Below are 13,681 nucleotides of genomic sequence, written 5' to 3' on the forward strand. Positions count from 1 at the left end.
GAATGTATGTAGCATAAATACAAAATTAGATAATGAAACCTTGCAGTATGCAATCGAAAATAATATAATTGATGTGTCATATGTGCGAGAGCAGACAGAGATGAATAAAAGAAAAGAGGTATTGAAAAAGTACGGTAAATGTATCTGGTATAGTCAATCTGAGCAAACTTGGTATTGCCATATTCCAGATGATTCGAAAAAGTCTGGCCGTAAAAAAGTAAAACGCAAAAAGAAATCGGATATTGAGGACGTAGTTTATAAATACTATATTCAAAGAGATTATGCAGACAAAAACTCAGCAAGGATGAATATGACATTTGCTGAATTGTTCTATGAATATATGGAACACAAAAAGACGCAAGTTCAATCTGGAACTGTTAGGCGCATGATGGTTGACTGGGAAAAGTTTTATGTACCATATACAGCTTTTGTTGAGAAGCCATTTATGCAAATAACTAAAATTGATGTAGATGATTTTCTCAATTATATTGCAAGTACTTATAATCCGAAAGATAAATGTTTCCGTAATATGTGTGGTATTATGAAACAGACATTCGAATATGCTGTTGATGCCGATTACATTAATAAGAGTCCATATAGGACGAGCAAGGTAAATAGGAAGAATATTGTTCCCACACGTAAAAAATCAAGTGAAAAAGAGGTGTTTACACAAAACGAGCAATTACTTTTGACGGCTGAAATGCTGCATAAGGCAGAAGTAAATGATACATATTTAATACCATGGATCATATTATTGGACTTTGAGATTGGTGCAAGAATAGGAGAAGTGTTAGCCATAAGTGAATCTGATATTTTAAATGGCAGAATACATATTCATAGGCAGTTGACACAAGAACATGACACAGAAAATCTTAATAATATCAAAAGTCTGGGATGGATAATATCAGATTATACGAAAAGTGAATGCGGTGATAGATGGATTCCTTTAACACCAAAAGCTTTGGAATATATAGAGAACATAAAGACTATAAATAGAAATACTGGCAATCAGTTTCAAGACTATTTGTTTTATCGGCCAGAAAAAGTTATAACAGAGCATGCTGTAAAGGTGGTACTTGAGAGAGGATGCGAAACTGTAAATATTCCCAAAAGGAGTCCGCACAAAATAAGAAAAACGTATGCATCACGTTTATACAGCAATGGCGTTTCTGTTTCAGATATAGGGAAGTTGTTGGGACATGTGGATGAAACGACTACATTAAAACACTATATCTATAGCATGGATGATACAACTGAATTAGATGATAGAGTGAGAAATGCTTTATTATTAAATGGATTTGAAAACGGGATCACAAGGGACCAGAAAATAATTAGATTCGAATCTCATAAGATGGATAAAATAAGAAAAACCCCGAAAAATCGGGGAATTCTTAGAAAAATATAACAAGCTGTCTAGGGGACTTGAACCCCCGACCTCCGCCTTACCAAGGCGACGCGCTACCGACTGCGCCAAGACAGCTTATGCGTTGCATTTCACACGCAACACATAATATACACTACAAATTAGTCTGTTGTCAATAGAAAAATGCAATAAATTGAGGCTTTTATCCCGGCGCGGCCGGATTATGGCTGTGCTATACTGTAGGAATATAAAGGTGTTTTCCCAGCGGTATCATCCGAGGTTGGGGCTATGAAAATACAAAGAGAAGAACTGGTAAACTTAAGAGACGCACTGGAAAAGCTGATGGACTTTATCACAGTTATGGAGCAGGGAGAGCTTCCGGATTTCTACAGATATTTTGATACAATGAAAAATAATATTGAAATCTTTATCTGTATCGGCTGTGATGATATGGAAGATATTGTTCCGGTCCTGGAACGGGACTGGAAAGCCTCGCACACAATGTTTATCGGCGTACAGGACTATGATATAAGAGCAAATAATCCGGATGCGGATCCCAGGCTGTGTCTGTGCTTTGCCAGACTGCTTTCAAATGTCGGGAAATATTTTGTGCAGAAGTAAAGCGGCTGATTTCCAAATGTTTATTTCAGCCGGATGTTCTGCCGGACCGGCAAAAGGTTCCGATATCCGCTTTTAAAGAAGGGAGATTAAGATTATGCCGTCGTTTCTGAAAGATCTGACACCATTTTACGGAACGGGAGAGAAAAATTCCGATGGAAAAACACTGGAGCAGTTTCTGGAAGAATATGATCCTTACAAATACCGTACTCCCTGCTGCACGACAGACGCTGTTGTCTTTTCACACAGCGGTCAACCCGTGTCGAAGGATACTGCATTTAAAGTTCTTCTCATAAAAAGGAAAAACCATCCAAGTATCGGTTTCTGGGCGCTCCCCGGAGGCTTTATTAACCTGGAAGAAAATCTGGAGGAGACAGCCCGCCGGGAACTGGAGGAAGAAACAGGAGTGCAGGGTCTGGCTGTGGAACAGTTCGCGTGCTACGGAGACTGGAACAGAGACCCCAGGGCCAGGGTAATTACAACTGCCTACATGGCGCTGACAGAGGAAAGCCGGGTGAAGGTGCAGGCCGGTGATGATGCGGCTGACGCGGCCTGGTGCGTAATTCATGTGGATGAGATATCCCGCAGGGAAACAGGGGAATACAGAGAGGTCATCTATGCTCTGAAAGTGGAGAACAGGGAGAAAGAGATTTCCCTTAGTGCTGTTGTGAAAAGGACAGAGAGGAAAGGACTGATTCGTGAGAAAAAATATTCTGTAAGTGAGGGCGGCGGAATCGCCGTGGATCACGCGGCTATTATTGTGCAGGCTTTTCTTCTTCTGAAAGAACGTATTTCTGCCGGGGACACAGAGGATTAATGAGGAATATATTGGGAAGAATATGAGCTTGAAAACATAGCGTCAGCGGTTTGAAAGGCGAACAGTCAGCGGTTTGAAAGGCGAATCGGACTCTTGTGGAGCTATAGATTTTATGGTAATATAACCTGAATGAATGAAATGAGTGACAGAGGAGGAAACAATGGAAAACGAAACTGTTTCAAAGAATTTTATAGAACAGGAAATAGATAAGGATCTGGCGGAAGGTGTATACGATCATGTGTGCACCCGTTTTCCGCCTGAGCCTAACGGATATCTGCATATCGGACACGCAAAGTCTATTCTTCTGAATTACGGGCTTGCCCAGGAGTATGGCGGAACTTTTCATATGCGTTTCGACGATACCAATCCGACGAAAGAGAAGATGGAGTTTGTAGATTCTATCAAAGAAGACATTCAGTGGCTTGGCGCGGACTGGGGTGATCATCTGTATTTTGCATCTGATTATTTTGACCAGATGTATGAGTGCGCGGTGAAACTGATCAAAAAAGGAAAGGCTTTTGTCTGTGATCTGTCTGCGGAAGAGATGAGAGAATATCGTGGTACTCTGAAGGAACCGGGCAAAGAAAGTCCGTACCGGAACCGTACAGTAGAGGAGAACCTTGCTCTGTTTGAAGAGATGAAAGAAGGAAAATATAAGGATGGGGAAAAAGTACTCCGGGCGAAAATCGATATGACGTCTCCGAACATAAATATGAGAGATCCGGTCATATACCGTGTGGCTCATATGTCCCATCACAATACAGGAGATAAGTGGTGCATTTATCCTATGTACGATTTTGCTCATCCGATCGAGGATGCGATAGAAGGAATCACACATTCAATCTGTACACTTGAATTTGAGGATCACCGGCCTCTTTATGACTGGGTTGTACGTGAGTGTGAATTTGAGCAGCCGCCAAGACAGATTGAATTTGCAAAGCTTTATCTGACTAATGTGGTAACAGGAAAAAGATATATTAAAAAACTTGTGGAAGACGGCATTGTAGATGGATGGGATGATCCCAGACTAGTGTCTATCGCGGCACTCAGAAGACGGGGATTCACTCCTGAATCCATAAAAATGTTTATTGACCTGTGCGGGGTCTCAAAAGCACAGAGCTCTGTTGATTATGCCATGCTTGAGTACTGTATCAGGGAAGACCTGAAAATGAAAAAGTCGAGAATGATGGCTGTTCTTGATCCGATTAAACTTGTAATTGACAATTATCCAGAAGGCCGGACAGAGTATCTGGATGTAGCAAACAATCTGGAAAATGAAGAGCTGGGTACCCGGAAAGTTCCGTTCTGCAGAGAGCTCTACATTGAGAGAGAGGATTTTATGGAGGAACCGCCGAAAAAATACTTCCGGCTGTTCCCGGGCAATGAAGTCCGTCTGATGCATGCATATTTTGTAAAATGTGTAAGTTTTGTTAAAGATGAGGAAGGAAGAGTTACGGAGGTACACTGTACCTATGATCCGGAGACAAAAGCAGGAAGCGGATTTACAGGCAGAAAAGTAAAAGGAACCATACACTGGGTTCCTGCTCCTTTTGCTCAGAAGGCGGAGGTACGTCTGTATGAGAATCTGATCGATGAGGAAAAGGGAGTTTACAACAAAGAAGACGGATCTCTGAACCTGAATCCGGATTCGCTCAAGGTAATAAAAGACGCATATGTAGAACCCAGTTTTGAAGGGGCTGAGGCATATGACAGCTATCAGTTTGTGCGCAACGGGTATTACTGCATTGACGCAAAGGACTCCAGACCGGATCATCTTGTATTTAATCGGATCGTATCACTGAAAAGCTCTTTCCGGCTGCCGAAATAAAGCAAAAATATGTATGAACTGACTATTCATTTGCAGTCAAAATCAAAGATGCCTCTGTATGAGCAGATTTATCGCTATATAAAGAGGGAAATTCAGGAAGGACGTATTGCAAGCGGCGAGAAACTGCCTTCTACCCGCGCTCTCTGCAGACATCTGGAAGTGAGCAGAAGCACGGTGGAAATGGCTTACGAACAGCTTTTGTCCGAGGGCTATATTGAGGCGCGTGCCTGTCGGGGATATTATGCAGCCCGGCTGGACGGGCTGTATCAGTTGACGGAGCTGGATCCGGTAAAGTCGGAAAAGAAAAATTTTGATCATAAGAAATTCGATTATGATTTTACTCCGAATGGAGTAGATCTGAAAAGTTTTCCATATAATATCTGGCGCCGACTTTCCAGAGAGTGTCTGATTGATGATAGGGCGGAGTTATTCCGCCTTGGTGATCCCAGGGGAGAGTATGGACTTCGGAACGCGATCTGCAGTTATCTGCATCAGGCCAGAGGAGTTAACTGTACTCCTGAGCAGATCATTGTGGGAGCGGGAAGTGACTATCTCCTTATGCTGCTTGCGGCGGTTATGGGGCAAGGGCACAGGGTTGCTCTTGAAAATCCAACATACAGACAGGCTTACCGGCTTTTTGAGAATCTGGCCTATGAAGTGCGTACGGTTGATCTGGACGAAAAAGGAATGCGTGTGGATGAACTGGAAAAAACAGGAGCCGACATTGCGTTTGTTATGCCGTCTCATCAGTATCCGCTTGGTGTTGTTATGCCGCTGGGGCGGCGCATGGAGCTGCTGAAGTGGGCAAATGAAGAAAAGAACCGCTATATCATAGAGGATGACTATGACAGTGAATTCCGTTATAAAGGAAAACCGATTCCGGCGCTGCAGGGATACGATGCCTGTGGGAAAGTGATTTATGTGGGAACATTCTCCAAATCCATTGCTCCCTCGATCCGTATGAGTTATATGGTGCTGCCGGAACCGCTGCTGCACAGATATGAGAAAAGATGCAGTTTTATCAGTTCCACGGTTTCCAAAGTGGATCAGCTTATTCTTCAGAAGTTTATTGAGGAGGGCTATTTCGAGAGACACCTTAATAAGACCCGCGCCCTTTATAAGAATCGGCACGATGTACTTCTTTCCTGCCTGAAAGAAATACAGGCGGACTTTACTGTCTCCGGGGAAAATGCGGGAGTTCATCTTCTTCTTCATTTTCATAATGGGCAAACGGAGGAGGAGCTGATTGCCGCCGCTGCGGAAAAAAATGTGAAAGTCTACGGACTGTCCGGGTATTATGTGGGGGAGCGCGGAGATAAGAAACAGCAGAGAGATGCTGTTATCCTTCTGGGGTATGCGAACATGAAAGAAGAGAATATCCACAGGGCGGCAGCTCTTCTGGCAGAAGCCTGGACATAAAAAAGGAGTGCATGAGCACTCCTTTTGCTGTTCTTATTCGGCATTTTCAGATTCGTCTTCGCCGTTTTTGTTAAGAGATACATATTCACGGTCAGAAGCAGGCTTCAGATCCGCATCCAGATCAAAATCTTCATCTTCAGTAAATTCAGAGCCGTCCCCGTCGCCTGAATCGGCGCTGCTTTTGCAGAAATACGCGATCACAAGGCCAATCGCTGTACCGGCTGCGGCAAGGATACTGAACCATTTTAAAAATTTCTTCAATATTAACGTCTCCTTTCTGTAAGATGATGACCCTCTCTGGTACTAAAAGAGGACATCCCGAATCTGTTTTTTATTGTAATACTTTTTCATTTTAAATACAATAAAAAAGAAATAACATTTTACAGAAAGGGAAAATTATAGTATAATTCTTACGGCGGCCGGAGAGGAAACCGGCCTGTAATATTCATAATTGCAGTACGCAGGAGGGTTTGAAATGGTAAAAGCAGTAGTTGGTGCAAATTGGGGCGATGAGGGGAAAGGCAAAATCACAGATATGCTTGGAAAAGAGGCGGATATCATCGTCCGGTTCCAGGGCGGAGCAAATGCGGGCCATACAATCGTAAATAACTATGGCAAATTTGCGCTGCATACACTGCCGTCCGGAGTGTTTTATGATCATACGACCAGCATAATCGGCAACGGTGTTGCTCTGGATATTCCGGTTCTTTTCAAAGAGATCCAGTCTATTGTTGACCGGGGAGTTCCAAAGCCGAAGATTCTTGTATCAGACAGAGCTCAGATTGTAATGTCCTATCACAAGAATTTTGACGCTTATGAAGAGGAAAGGCTTGGAAAAAAATCTTTCGGTTCTACAAAGTCCGGTATCGCTCCGTTTTATTCTGATAAATATGCAAAGATCGGCTTTCAGGTAAGTGAGCTGTTTGATGATGACCTGCTCAGAGAAAAATCTGTACGCATTGCAGAACAGAAAAATGTGCTGCTTGAGCATCTGTATCACAAACCGCTGATTAATCCGGATGATTTATATAAAGAACTTACGGGTTACAGGGAGATGATTGCTCCGTATGTATGTGACGTATCTCTGTATCTTCACAATGCGCTGAAAGAAGGGAAAAATATCCTTTTGGAGGGACAGCTGGGATCACTGAAGGATCCGGATCACGGAATTTATCCGATGGTTACTTCTTCCTCCACACTGGCTGCTTACGGCGCAATCGGAGCCGGTATTCCTCCTTATGAGATCAGACAGATCATAACAGTCTGCAAGGCATATTCCAGTGCTGTGGGAGCAGGCGCTTTCGTCAGTGAAATTTTTGGCGCTGAGGCGGATGAACTGAGAAAACGCGGCGGAGACGGCGGAGAATTCGGCGCTACAACAGGACGTCCCAGACGTATGGGCTGGTTCGACTGTGTCGCTTCTAAGTACGGCTGCAGAATGCAGGGAACAACAGATGTTGCGTTTACGGTTCTGGACGTACTTGGCTACCTGGATGAGATCCCGGTATGTATCGGGTATGAAATTGACGGAAAGGTAACTACGGATTTCCCGGTTACGCATCTTCTTGAGAAAGCAAAACCGGTGTTCAAGACCCTTCCGGGATGGAAATGTGATATCCGCGGCATAAAGAAGTATGAGGAGCTGCCTGAAAACTGTCGTAATTATATTGAATTTATTGAAAAAGAGATCGGATATCCGATTACAATGATCAGCAATGGTCCGGGAAGGGATGATATTATCTTCCGCAGCCGGTAGAACAGAATATCTGTAAAGAATAATGTCTCTGCGTATTTCCTGAGATGGAAGTATGCAGAGGCTTTTTTTATGATTTCATAAGATAAAATTTAGAAATATGCCATCAGAAAGACACATTTCAGGAATATTCTATAAACATCGAAAATATAATATAAAGCTGAGATTTGATAAAAAGGAGGTATTTTTATGCGTCATGACAGCAAAGAGAAAACCAGGGACATTATTTCGATGGAAGAATACCTGAAAAAAAGACAGGCGATAAATCCAACGGAACATACAAAAAAAGAAGGACAGCCTATTGAGGAGGCCGTCCTGCACCTTGCGGATTTATTGTATGTCTGATGAATCGTCCGCCTGGTCGTCATCTTTTTTCAGAACCCGTGCCATGAGGATCATACCGTACAGAAGTACGGGGATCAGTATGGTTGCGCCTATGGATGCTTTCAGCATCACATCTGCCCAGGGAGCGCCGATCAGGGCAAAGATGAGAGTACAGACATATAACACTACAAGAAGAACTGCTCCGATAAGAGCAAATATACGTTTCAGCTTTTGCATGATAAATCCTTTCTTTTGTTTCTGAATAGCCGAAACTCGGGAAAACGAAACCGGCATACAGCCGTGTTTTCGAAAAAACACCCGGCTTTTACAGCTATAGTATACCTGAATTAAAGGTTTACGGCAAACACAAATTAGTATATAATGAACAGGCGGGCAGAGCAATACTTTCTGCCTGATATGGACAAATTAAAATAAAGGAGCAATATACAATGAGCGAAAAGAGTTTACTGGATCAGTGGCATGCCATAGCCTATGATGAAAAGAAGTCACGAGAGCAGCTGGAAAAGTTCTGGTCTGTGTATTTTAATATTGAGAAGAACATCTATGAGCAGCTTCTGGAAGACCCGGATACTGAGGTAAAGGGAACAGTCAGAGAACTGGCGGAAAAATATGGCCAGGATATTATGACTATGACAGGATTCCTTGACGGTATCAATGACAGTCTGAAAACGCCGAATCCGATAGAAACGATGACAGAAGATACAGAAGTAAGCCTGGGCTTTGATAAGGAAAAGCTTTATAAGAACATGGTTGACGCGAAGGCGGACTGGCTGTATGAGCTGCCCCAGTGGGAGCGCATCTTTGACGAGGAGACAAGAAGAAGACTATATCGTGAACAGAAGGAGTCCGGCACTGTCCGCAAAGGGAAAAAGATCGGAAGAAATGATCCATGTCCCTGCGGAAGCGGGAAGAAATACAAAAAGTGCTGCGGAAGAAATGCTTAAATGAGAGTTGTTTTCTTTGCTGTTGCAGCTTTTTGTGTATTATATTATTTTATTCTCGCCGTTTATTCCCGCAAATTTACGTCCACTTTCGCGGGATTCTGGCTGGCGGCAGGCGGCGTACATCTGGTACTCGGATGTGTGCCGCCTTTTTCTGTGGCGGGGAAAGCGGCTGCGGCTGCCTCAGCCGCAGCATGGATTCTGTTTTTCTGCGTGGAAATACGGATTCTGTGGGCAATGACTTCCGGTGGAAAAGAAAAAGCTGACTGCATTATTGTACTGGGAGCTCAGGTCAGGGGAAGGGAGATAAGCGATTCTCTGAAACGAAGACTGGACAGAGCGGTGGGATATCTTCAGGCTTTTTCGGAGACAAGGGTAATCGTATCAGGGGGACAGGGCCCGGGCGAAGAGATTACGGAAGCAGACGCAATGGCGGAGTATTTGCTGAAAAAGGGCGTTGAGAAAAGCCGGATTTTCAGAGAGGACAAATCCACATCAACTCGGGAGAATTTTCGGTTCAGCAGAGCCTGTGCAGATGTGAAAAGAGAAAAAATAGGAATCGTAACAAATGGTTTTCACATATACCGTGCTTCTCTGATTGCAAAGGAAGAAGGGTATGAGCATATCTGCACGGTGCCGGCTTCATCCAATCCGGTTTATCAGTTGAATTATCTTGTGAGAGAGTTTTTTGCGCTGCTGCATTTTTTTATCTCTCACAGACGCCGCGGAAAAAGATGAAAAGGAGATACTATGGAAAAACAGACATTTTACACACTTTCCAATGGAGTAAAGATTCCGGCTGCAGGATTTGGTACATATAAAGCAGCCGACGGAAAAAGCGCAGAGGTAATATCCACTGCGATAGAGGCGGGATACCGCTGTTTTGATACTGCCTCGTTTTATGAGACGGAAGGGTATCTGGCGGAAGCAATTGAGAAAAGCGGGATCCCCCGGGAGGAATTTTTTATTACTTCCAAACTCTGGAAAACAGAGATGGGGTATCAGAATGCAAAAGATGCTTTTGAGAGGAGTCTGGAACGGCTGAAAACAGATTATCTGGATCTTTATCTGATTCACTGGCCGCTTCCAGAGCCGGGATATGAGGACTGGAAACGTCTGGATATAGAGACGTGGCAGGCGCTGGAAGAACTTTATGAAGCAGGAAAGGTACGGGCCATCGGACTGAGCAATTTTCTGCCGCATCATATTGAAAATCTTCTGGAAAACTGCAGAATAAAGCCTGTGTCAGATCAGCTGGAGTTCCATCCCGGATACAGCCAGGAGGCAGCGGTTAATTACTGTAAAGAACATGGAATACTTGTACAGGCCTGGAGTCCGATCGGACGAAGGCGTGTAATGGAAGAACCTCTTGTGACATCCCTGGCTGAAAAATACGGGGTGTCCCCGGCCAGGATCTGTCTGAAATATGCTGTGGAACGCGGGGTTATGCCGATTCCTAAAGCATCGACTGCAGAGCGCATGAAGGAGAATCTGGACCTTTATTCATTTGAAATAGAAAAAGAGGATATCTACCGTCTGGCAACCATGCCCCAGGCAGGCTGGTCAGGAGAACACCCGGACAGAGAGACCGTACTGATACAATAAAAAAGAATATCTTTTCGGAAAACCGGGCATAATAAAGCTGAATTTTGAAAAAGAGGAGGTAATATTATGCCGGAATTAAAATGTACGGTACAGACCTGTGTACACAACAATGATTTTCTCTGCAGTCTTGACCGAATTCAGGTTGGCGGGGAAACAGCAAAAAGTGCCGGAGAAACAAGCTGTGACAGTTTTCAGGAAAGAAAGGAAGGAAGCTATGCCAATTCACTTGAGATGGCTTCTGACTGTGCCTGTGTAGACTGCAAGGCTACAGAGTGCATGTATAACGAAAGCTGTAAATGCCAGGCTGGAAAGATCAGTGTGGAAGGCGGAGACGCCAGAACAAGCAGCGCTACAGAGTGTGCTACTTTCAAGTGCTGTTAATCGGACTGCAGAAAGAGTCCGGAACAGAAAAAAGAATGAAATCCGGGTTTCCTGCCCGGATTTTATTTTGGCTCTTTATTGACTACCGGACGGGAATCGCGTTATAATCATTTGACAAGTACTGTGTAAACGGTCCGCCGTCTCTGCGGACCGGCAGTGCAGGGCAATCTGACTGGAATAAGCGGTCAGGATGAGCATTTCTGCGGGAAAAGACACAATAAAGGGGAAATACATATGCCAATTCGAGTACAAAATGATCTCCCGGTAAAGGAGATACTGGAACAGGAAAATATATTTGTAATGGATGAATACCGGGCGGCCCACCAGGATATCCGCCCGATCAGTATCGGACTTCTTAATCTGATGCCGCTGAAAGAAGATACAGAACTTCAGATCCTCAGATCTCTGTCGAATACGCCTCTGCAGGTAGATGTGACATTTGTACGGGTGACAAGCCATGTGTCCAGAAACACTTCAACCAGCCATATCTACAAATTTTATGAACCATTTGACAGTCTGCGGAATAAAAAGTTTGACGGATTTATCATTACCGGCGCTCCGGTAGAGCAGATGCCGTTTGAAGAGGTGGATTACTGGGAAGAATTAAAAGAGATTATGGAGTGGACAACGACAAACGTAATGTCTACCCTTCACCTGTGCTGGGGCGCTCAGGCAGGACTGTACTATCATTACGGAATCGGCAAGAAGGATCTGCCGAAAAAACTTTCCGGTGTATACCGCCATCGGGTCAGAAACAGGAAAATTCCTCTTGTAAGAGGCTTTGACGATGTGTTTATGGCGCCGCATTCCAGACATACCGAAGTTCCCCAGGAATTGCTGGAGGCAGATGAAAGGATTACAATTCTGGCAGATTCACGGCAGGCAGGCGTATTTCTGTGCATGGCAGAAGCAGGGAGACAGATTTTTGTGATGGGGCATCCGGAATATGACAGGATGACACTGGATTCAGAGTATAAAAGAGATATGGGAAAAGGTCTGAATCCGCAGATCCCGGAGAATTATTATCCGGATGACGACCCGGAGAACAAACCGGTTCTTACATGGAGAGCACACGCGAACAATCTGTATACGAACTGGCTGAATTATTACGTATATCAGGTAACTCCGTACGACCTGTACGGGACGCCGTTTTAGAAGGAGAAAAAGGCATGAAAAGAGTGGCAAAATTTGAAAAGGTCAGTCTGGAACAGTTTATGGAAGGATGGACTGATGCATTCGGAACACAGCGGCCCGGAGTGATCGAGCAGATCTATGACGGAATCTGTCTGCCGAAGCGGGCAACTGCCGGAAGTGCGGGTTATGACTTTTTTGCGCCGGCGGCCATTATTCTCAAGCCGGGTGAGACAGTTAAAATACCTACCGGAATCCGCGTCTGGATGGAGCCGGAGTGGGTGCTGAAGTGTTATCCGAGAAGCGGCCTGGGCTTTAAATACAGACTTCAGCTGAATAATACAGTCGGTATTATAGACAGCGACTATTATTATTCAGATAATGAAGGACATATATTCGCAAAACTTACCAATGATTCCAGAGAAGGAAAAACGGTTGAGATTAAAGCCGGAAACGGTTTTATGCAGGGGATCTTTACAGAGTACGGGATTACTCTGGATGACTGTACACAGAGTATAAGAAACGGCGGCTTCGGCAGCACAACCGGGCAGAACGGATAGGAGAGGCCGCGCCGTGTCTTACAGAAATGTAAGACAGAAAAAGAAAATGTAAGAATATATTGTGGAAGAATACAGCCCGGTTCGTTACACTGTAGAAGAACGGAGGTATCTGCTTATGATGAAATGGATAAAACGGCTGTGTTCTTTCATTTTATTATGCCTTCTTATTGCGGGAGGCATTCTTTTGTTTCAGGGATACAGGGAATATCGGGAAGCGCTGTCGGGGAAAAGCGTGGAGGAGATGGCCCGGCAGATTGAGTCAATTGACAATTATACTTCTCTGGATGAACTGCCACAGACTTACATAGATGCCGTGCTTGCGGTGGAGGACAAAAGGTTTTATGAACATCCGGGTATTGATCCCATTGCCATCGGGAGAGCGCTGCTCAATGATATCAGAGCAGGGGAGTACGTGGAAGGAGGAAGTACCATAACGCAGCAGCTCGCCAAGAACCAGTACTTTACACAGGAAAAAAGACTGGTTCGCAAAGTGGCTGAAATGTTTATGGCATTTAAAATCGAAGCGGAACTGGACAAGGATAAGATTCTGGAGCTGTATGTGAACTCGATTTATTTCGGAAACGGGTATCAGTGCGTCGGAGATGCCTGCAGAGCTTATTTCGGAAAAGAGCCGTCTGAAATGACATTTGATGAGTGTACGCTTCTGGCCGGCATTCCCAATGCGCCCAGTAATTACAATCCTATGGCAAGCGCGGAACTGGCGTATCAGCGTCAGCAGCAGGTGCTTGAAAAGATGAAAAAAGCCGGGTATCTGGACTGATCACAACCCCCCGGATTTAATGAAACGATAAAAAGAATTTACGGCCGGATACGGATCTGCCTGTGGCGGATTTTGTACTGCGGCCGTATATTTTTGCGGAAACAGGGGCAGTCTAGCCATAGAAACAGCAGCTTTTTGC

The 13,681-nt window shown here is 44.3% G+C and carries 16 protein-coding genes and 1 tRNA gene; 14 read left to right on the plus strand and 3 right to left on the minus strand.

Going from position 1 to position 13,681, the window contains the following annotated elements; translation table 11 throughout:
* Positions 1 to 100 precede the first annotated feature (100 nt).
* Positions 101 to 1,405, plus strand: a complete 1,305-nt coding sequence (locus AC0QUU_RS08645) for a tyrosine-type recombinase/integrase (RefSeq protein ID WP_474542138.1) — start codon at positions 101 to 103, stop codon at positions 1,403 to 1,405.
* A gap of 2 nt (positions 1,406 to 1,407) precedes the next feature.
* On the opposite strand, the gene AC0QUU_RS08650 is transcribed toward AC0QUU_RS08645, so the two are convergent.
* Positions 1,408 to 1,480: transfer RNA gene (locus tag AC0QUU_RS08650), tRNA-Thr, on the minus strand.
* 171 nt (positions 1,481 to 1,651) lie between these two features.
* On the opposite strand from AC0QUU_RS08650, the gene AC0QUU_RS08655 reads away from it, so the two are divergent.
* The 4 genes from AC0QUU_RS08655 (at position 1,652) to pdxR (ending at position 6,045) form a co-directional block, all read left to right on the plus strand.
* Positions 1,652 to 1,984, plus strand: a complete 333-nt coding sequence (locus AC0QUU_RS08655; RefSeq protein WP_474542139.1) for a hypothetical protein — start codon at positions 1,652 to 1,654, stop codon at positions 1,982 to 1,984.
* Between the two features lie 94 nt (positions 1,985 to 2,078).
* Positions 2,079 to 2,798 (plus strand): NUDIX domain-containing protein, encoded by a 720-nt coding sequence (locus AC0QUU_RS08660; protein WP_474542140.1) that lies wholly within the window; start codon positions 2,079 to 2,081, stop codon positions 2,796 to 2,798.
* Between the two features lie 160 nt (positions 2,799 to 2,958).
* A complete protein-coding gene (locus AC0QUU_RS08665) occupies positions 2,959 to 4,626 on the plus strand; it encodes a glutamine--tRNA ligase/YqeY domain fusion protein (protein WP_474542142.1) in 1,668 nt (555 codons plus the stop codon).
* A gap of 9 nt (positions 4,627 to 4,635) precedes the next feature.
* Positions 4,636 to 6,045: a MocR-like pyridoxine biosynthesis transcription factor PdxR gene (gene pdxR, locus AC0QUU_RS08670; RefSeq protein ID WP_474542143.1), complete on the plus strand. Its 1,410-nt coding sequence runs from the start codon at positions 4,636 to 4,638 to the stop codon at positions 6,043 to 6,045.
* 33 nt (positions 6,046 to 6,078) lie between these two features.
* Here pdxR and AC0QUU_RS08675 read toward each other — a convergent pair whose 3' ends face one another.
* The gene (locus AC0QUU_RS08675) at positions 6,079 to 6,306 is read right to left on the minus strand and encodes a hypothetical protein (protein ID WP_474542145.1); all 228 of its coding nucleotides are present in this window, start codon (positions 6,304 to 6,306) and stop codon (positions 6,079 to 6,081) included.
* A 214-nt stretch (positions 6,307 to 6,520) separates the two neighbouring features.
* Here AC0QUU_RS08675 and AC0QUU_RS08680 point away from each other — a divergent pair, with 214 nt between their 5' ends.
* Positions 6,521 to 7,801, plus strand: coding sequence for an adenylosuccinate synthase (locus AC0QUU_RS08680; protein ID WP_474542147.1), 1,281 nt, complete (start codon positions 6,521 to 6,523; stop codon positions 7,799 to 7,801).
* A gap of 186 nt (positions 7,802 to 7,987) precedes the next feature.
* Complete coding sequence (locus AC0QUU_RS08685; RefSeq protein ID WP_474542149.1) at positions 7,988 to 8,143, plus strand: hypothetical protein; 156 nt, start codon at positions 7,988 to 7,990, stop codon at positions 8,141 to 8,143.
* Here AC0QUU_RS08685 and AC0QUU_RS08690 read toward each other — a convergent pair.
* Complete coding sequence (locus AC0QUU_RS08690; protein ID WP_474542150.1) at positions 8,129 to 8,359, minus strand: hypothetical protein; 231 nt, start codon at positions 8,357 to 8,359, stop codon at positions 8,129 to 8,131. The genes AC0QUU_RS08685 and AC0QUU_RS08690 overlap by 15 nt on opposite strands.
* A gap of 212 nt (positions 8,360 to 8,571) precedes the next feature.
* Between AC0QUU_RS08690 and AC0QUU_RS08695 the strand changes: the two genes are divergently transcribed.
* The 7 genes from AC0QUU_RS08695 to AC0QUU_RS08725 all read left to right on the plus strand — a co-directional run bounded on the left by AC0QUU_RS08695 (position 8,572) and on the right by AC0QUU_RS08725 (position 13,542).
* Positions 8,572 to 9,087 carry an SEC-C metal-binding domain-containing protein gene (locus AC0QUU_RS08695; protein ID WP_474542151.1) on the plus strand — a complete coding sequence of 172 codons (516 nt, stop codon included), beginning with the start codon at positions 8,572 to 8,574 and terminating at the stop codon, positions 9,085 to 9,087.
* Entirely contained in the window at positions 9,088 to 9,822 is a 735-nt protein-coding gene (locus tag AC0QUU_RS08700; protein WP_474542152.1) for a YdcF family protein, read from the plus strand.
* A gap of 12 nt (positions 9,823 to 9,834) precedes the next feature.
* On the plus strand, positions 9,835 to 10,689 hold the full coding sequence (locus AC0QUU_RS08705) for an aldo/keto reductase (RefSeq protein WP_474542153.1): 855 nt from the start codon (positions 9,835 to 9,837) through the stop codon (positions 10,687 to 10,689).
* 66 nt (positions 10,690 to 10,755) lie between these two features.
* Positions 10,756 to 11,070 (plus strand): DUF1540 domain-containing protein, encoded by a 315-nt coding sequence (locus AC0QUU_RS08710; protein ID WP_474542154.1) that lies wholly within the window; start codon positions 10,756 to 10,758, stop codon positions 11,068 to 11,070.
* 234 nt (positions 11,071 to 11,304) lie between these two features.
* Positions 11,305 to 12,225 carry a homoserine O-acetyltransferase MetA gene (gene metA / locus AC0QUU_RS08715; protein ID WP_474542155.1) on the plus strand — a complete coding sequence of 307 codons (921 nt, stop codon included), beginning with the start codon at positions 11,305 to 11,307 and terminating at the stop codon, positions 12,223 to 12,225.
* A 14-nt stretch (positions 12,226 to 12,239) separates the two neighbouring features.
* Positions 12,240 to 12,761: a dCTP deaminase/dUTPase family protein gene (locus tag AC0QUU_RS08720; protein ID WP_474542156.1), complete on the plus strand. Its 522-nt coding sequence runs from the start codon at positions 12,240 to 12,242 to the stop codon at positions 12,759 to 12,761.
* Positions 12,762 to 12,879: 118 nt separating this feature from the next.
* Positions 12,880 to 13,542: a biosynthetic peptidoglycan transglycosylase gene (locus AC0QUU_RS08725; protein ID WP_474545548.1), complete on the plus strand. Its 663-nt coding sequence runs from the start codon at positions 12,880 to 12,882 to the stop codon at positions 13,540 to 13,542.
* Positions 13,543 to 13,681: the final 139 nt, after the last annotated feature.

It is taken from the genome of Mediterraneibacter sp. HA8405, from assembly GCF_056148955.1.